Annotated in this window: 5 protein-coding genes; all 5 read left to right on the plus strand. The window is 41.9% G+C overall.

Features of this window, described 5'->3' with window-relative positions:
• On the plus strand, nt 1-498 hold a 498-nt coding region (locus PGU50_RS17735), incomplete at its 5' end, for an aldolase/citrate lyase family protein (RefSeq protein WP_270247626.1).
• A 241-nt stretch (nt 499-739) separates the two neighbouring features.
• Nucleotides 740-1,576: a PRD domain-containing protein gene (locus PGU50_RS17740; protein WP_270247628.1), complete on the plus strand. Its 837-nt coding sequence runs from the start codon at nt 740-742 to the stop codon at nt 1,574-1,576.
• 103 nt (nt 1,577-1,679) lie between these two features.
• Nucleotides 1,680-3,164 carry a carboxypeptidase M32 gene (locus PGU50_RS17745; RefSeq protein ID WP_270247629.1) on the plus strand — a complete coding sequence of 495 codons (1,485 nt, stop codon included), beginning with the start codon at nt 1,680-1,682 and terminating at the stop codon, nt 3,162-3,164.
• 25 nt (nt 3,165-3,189) lie between these two features.
• Nucleotides 3,190-4,434, plus strand: coding sequence for an aminopeptidase P N-terminal domain-containing protein (locus PGU50_RS17750; protein WP_173826551.1), 1,245 nt, complete (start codon nt 3,190-3,192; stop codon nt 4,432-4,434).
• A gap of 73 nt (nt 4,435-4,507) precedes the next feature.
• Nucleotides 4,508-5,209: a hypothetical protein gene (locus PGU50_RS17755; protein ID WP_195503090.1), complete on the plus strand. Its 702-nt coding sequence runs from the start codon at nt 4,508-4,510 to the stop codon at nt 5,207-5,209.
• Nucleotides 5,210-5,391: the final 182 nt, after the last annotated feature.

A 5,391-nucleotide genomic window follows, 5' to 3' on the forward strand; every position in this document is an offset into this window, starting at 1 on the left:
TTGTACCGGGCATCTGCTTACGGACAGATCGCCATTATGTTCCCGATGATCATTTCGGTAAAAGAAGTGAAGCAGATCAAGGTGATCATCGAAGAGGTCAAAGAAGAGCTTCGTGAGGTAAAGATACCGTTCCGTGAGGATGTGGAACTGGGAATCATGATCGAGACACCGGCTGCCGTTATGATGAGCCGTGAGCTTGCAAAAGAAGTGGATTTCTTCAGCGTAGGGACCAATGATCTGACCCAGTACACGTTGGCAATTGACCGTCAGAACCAGAAGCTGGATGCCTTCTACGATCCGCACCACCCGGCAGTCCTTGCAATGATCCGCATGGCAGCCGAAAATGCCCACGCAGAAGGCAAATGGATCGGAATCTGCGGCGAACTCGGAGCTGACCTCGAACTGACCGAAGAATTCTTAAGCATGGGATTAGACGAATTATCCGTATCCCCTGCAATGGTACTTCCGCTCAGAAAGAAGATCCGGGAAACCAAATAAAATCTATTCACAGATTTTGTGATAATCACATCAAAAACATCAAACAAACTTACGGGGCTAAGCACGATCCATCGTGCAACAGCCCCGTTCTGCTTTTATTTGTTTTTTGCGGAAGCTATTTCACACCCGTCAGAAAACAGCCAAATTTGCGTTCCCTTTTTCTCAACCTTTTTTTGACTTTCCCCTCATTCTCTGCTAGGATAAAATCAGAACTTAAAACTCGTCTTCGGGGGAATCAGATATGTACAGAGTAAGCAAAATTTTGAATAATAATGGCGTGATCGCAATCAATACAGAAGATAACCAGGAATACGTCCTTCTCGGTAAAGGAATTGGCTTTGGAAAGAAGGTCAGTCAGCGTTTTGAAGTGACAGAAGATACAGCAACTTACCGCCTGACCGAACAGACAGACAGAGGATCTGCCAAATCTCTGGTGCAGGAGATGGATCCGGAATTTCTGGAAATCGCAGATGAGGTGATCCGGGAAGCAGAAAAAGTTTTTGGGAAAGTAGACCGCCGGATCATGATCCCGCTGGCAGATCATATCTCCTTTGCTGTTTCGCGAATCCGGAATCAGGAGCAGATCAGCAATCCACTGACAGATGATATCAGAGTACTTTTTCATAATGAATTTCAAGCAGCATCCGTGCTCAGAGATATTTTGCAGAAGAGAATGCGGATCACGATCGATGAGCATGAAATCGGATACGTGGCACTTCACATTCATTCAGCAATCGAGGATGAAAAAGTGTCTGTGGCAATGCAGACGGCCCGTGCAGTGAGAGAATGTATTGAGATGATCGAAAAAGAAACAGGAAAAAAGATCGATGTGATCTCGCTTTCCTATAATCGTCTGATGAACCATATCAAATATATGGTAGCACGTGCTATGACGGGGGAGGATCTTCGTATCAATATGAATGAATATATAGAATCCAAATTTCCGGAAGCGTATATGACTGCAAAAAAAGTCTGCGATATGCTCGGAAAGAGTATTGGAAAAGAACTTGATGAGATGGAAATCGGGTATCTGGCAATGCATATCGAACGAATCTACAGTGAAGAAATAAAGGCATAACAGAGGAACCGGCTTTTGCCAAAAGATTGACACTACGGGGAAACAAATGGTATAATCGGACCAGAGTTTGAACATTAGTCTAAGGAGAAAGGTTGGTACGGTAATGGCTACAAAAGAACAGATGGAAAAGGTGAAGAATATTGTTGTGAAACTCCGTTATCTGGAGTGTATGGATAATATTATTTACTATGACAGATGGAATAACTGCCCGAAGGATGGATTTGATTATGAAGGGAAAGTCGGAGCATATCTGACAGAGCTTTCGAATGAGAAACTGACGAGCAAAGAGACAAAAGAACTGGTAGAGTCACTGGAAGGAGAGACGGCTTTTGATTCAGATACAGACAAAGGTATGGTACGTTATCTGATCGGAAAGTATAAAGAAGCAGTACAGATCCCAGCAAGCCTGCAGGGGGAATTGAATCAGGCAAATGCAGATGGACAGTTGGCATGGGGAAAATGCTATGAGGCAGATGATTTTGAAAGCTTTAAGCCGGTACTGAAAAAACAGTTTGATTTACAGGAGAAGATAGCAACAGCGATCAATCCGGATGAAAAACCATATCAGGTTCTGGTGAACCGATTTGATAAGGATTATCGTCTGGAAGAGATTGATGCAATTTTGGCAAAAATCAAAGATGCTGTCTGCGAAATTTTAAATGCGGTAAGAGAAGAGCAGAGTAAGATTGATGATTCTATTCTGGAATGTGAAGCAGATCATGATACGGTACTTCGTATTGTGAAGAAAGCGCAGGAGATCCTGGGACTTGATAAAGATAAAAGTACTTTATTTGAAATCCATCATCCGGTATGTGTCTGCACCGGACCGCGTGATTCCAGGCCATCCACAAACTGTGATGAGCTGATTCATGCGATTCTGGCAGTGGTTCATGAGATCGGACACGGGCTTTATAATTATAATGCGAACGATGAGGTCGCAGAAAGCGGACTCTGGGGCGGAATTGAAGGTGCAATGCACGAATCCCAGTCCAGATTCTACGAGAATCATGTAGGAAGAACCAGAGAATTCTGGGAGAACCTGTACCCATATCTGCAGCAGGAAGTTCCAAAATACAAAGAGATTTCTCTGGATACATTCCTTGCGGCACTCAATAAAGTAAAACCGGGACTGATCCGTCTGAAAGCAGATGAGCTTACCAATACCCTGCATATCATCATCCGTTACGAAATTGAAAAAGAATATTTTGATGGAAAACTGACAGTGGATACAATTGAAGAAGCATGGAACAGAAAATATCAGGAATATCTGGGATTTACGCCAAAGAATCATCAGGAAGGAATCCTGCAGGATGTGCACTGGGCTTCCGGATGTGTAGGATATTTCCAGGGATATGCACTTGGAGATGCTTACGCTGCACAGTTTGCTCATAAGCTTCTTACTGATTGTCCGGATGCATTTGAAAAGTTGGAAAAGGGAGACTCATCTGCAATTGGAAACTGGTTAAAAGAACATATTCACCAGTACGGACAGACCTATTCTGCGCGTGAGATGCTCAAAAAAGCAACAGGAGAAGAGCTGAATACCGATTATTATATTGAATATCTGAAAGAAAAATATTTACACTAAGCGCAGAGAGCAGGAGGATTGACAAATGAATAAAGAATTTTATGCAGGAAATCGTAAGAGCCTGTATCAGAAACTTGAAGCGGGATCTTTGGTGGTTGTATTCAGCGGACATGCACCGATCAAGACCAATGATGAGAATTATCCGTTTTTTACAAATCGTAACTTCTTGTATCTGACAGGAATCGAGCAGGAAAATATTGTACTGATGGCTTATGTCGGAGAGGGAACAATTGAAGAAACTCTGTATATTCTTCCTCCGGATGCATTTGCAGAACGCTGGACCGGAAGACGTATAAAAGAAGAGGAAGCAGAAGAACTTTCAGGAATCACGAATTACAAATATGTGGCAGCATTCCAGAATGATCTTTCTAGACAATTATTTTCTGGCAATGTAAAGAAAGTTTATCTTGATTTTGACAAGGTTTATGAAAATACGCCGGCGGTAGAAGCATACCGCCTTGGTAATTATCTGAAAGAACATGCTCCGTTTGTTGGATTTGGCAACCTTCATCCGATTATGAAGCAGCTTCGCCTGATCAAGAAACCATGCGAGATCGAGGCGATGAAGAAAGCGGAAACGATCACAAAGGCCGGAATCGAAGCAATGATGAAAGCATCTAAACCGGGAATGTACGAATACCAGTATAAAGCAGAATTTGATTATGCACTGGCTCAGAGGGGAGTGCTTTCACCAGGATTTCCGTCTATCATTTCCTCAGGAAAGAACAACTTTAAAATTCATTATTATGATTATCGCGGACAGGCACAGGATGGAGATATGATCCTGAATGACGTTGGTGCTGTATGGGATTATGAGATCAACGATGTATCCAGGGCATTTCCGTGCAATGGAAGATTTAATGACCGTCAGAAACTGCTTTATGAGTGCATTTACAATACTTCAGAATATATGTTCAGTACACTGAAACCGGGTGTACCGCTTCTGGATGTGGATAAGATCATCCGTAAATATACATTTGAACAGTTAAAAGAAGCTGGAGTATGCAAAAATTTTGAAGATATTGGAACTTACATGTGGCACGGTGGAGCACATCATGTTGGATTTGATGTACATGACGTGGTAGAAGGAAGCGGACTTGCTGTACCGGGTGTTGTATTCTGTGTAGATATCGGTGTTTATCATGAAGAATGGGGCATTGGATTCCGCCTGGAAGATAACTGCCTGATCACAGAAGACGGATGTGAAAATCTGTCAAGAGCAATTCCGAGACAGATCGATGAGATTGAAGCATTTATGGGACGCAGATAAATAGAAGACAGGGAAAGAGGGAGCTGTATAGAAAATTACGGTTCCCTTTTCCTGAAATATGGAGAGCCAGGATATGGAAAATAGAAAATCACGGAAAAGTACATTTCTTTATGTAATACTATTAACTTTATGTGTACCACTTGCATATGTATATCTTATTATTGTTACGGGACTGCTGGATAAAATCCAGGAGGGGCATATCGGATTAACGTTGATGATTGTGTTTCTTCCACTGCTTTTTTATTGGGGACTTGTGGCAGTTGTGGGAATCATAAATATTGGACAGTCATTTAAGATATACAAAACGGGAAATCCGATTGAATGCGTGAACCGCATGCTGATCCATAAATATGGGCTGGTTGTCTTTTTCTGTGTGAATTTTCTGGTTCTGTTCATTTATTATTTTTTCATAAGTATGGCAGTGCTGGTAGGAAGCCGGGGAGCCGCGATAATCTTTGCTCCGGTATTGCTGCCGTGGCTGATTGTAGCAGTCGTTTTTTCGGTTGGTGCAACATGGCTTGCTATTTTACCGGGAAGCTTTTATGGGATCCAGGTGATCCGTATGACCTATAAAAGTGGGAAAATAGGGTTTGCCGAAGCAGTTGTACATACGGTATTCCAGTTTTTCTTTCTGTTTGATGTGTTGGATGCAATGTATCTTGCAACGGAAAAATGGGGAAGAGGGAAAAAGAGTTCTGCAATTATTGGGTGTGTGTATCTGTTTGCAGTTTTTGCAACCATATATCTGATAATTAAAATGAAATCAATGTTTTAAAATACAAGCAGTTGTATCAGAGTGTTGGTATGGCTGCTTTTTGTAAATGTGAAATGAAAAAGGAAATGGAAAGGCAAATGGAAGGGGATGTTCAGCCGCGCCATTCGCAAAAGCATGTTGAATTGATGTCAGAATATTCTGAATTGCGCAAAATATAAAAACAACATTGACAATTCAGGAAA

This window comes from Coprococcus sp. AM11-30B (assembly GCF_027674365.1).
GTDB lineage: Bacteria > Bacillota > Clostridia > Lachnospirales > Lachnospiraceae > Allocoprococcus > Allocoprococcus comes.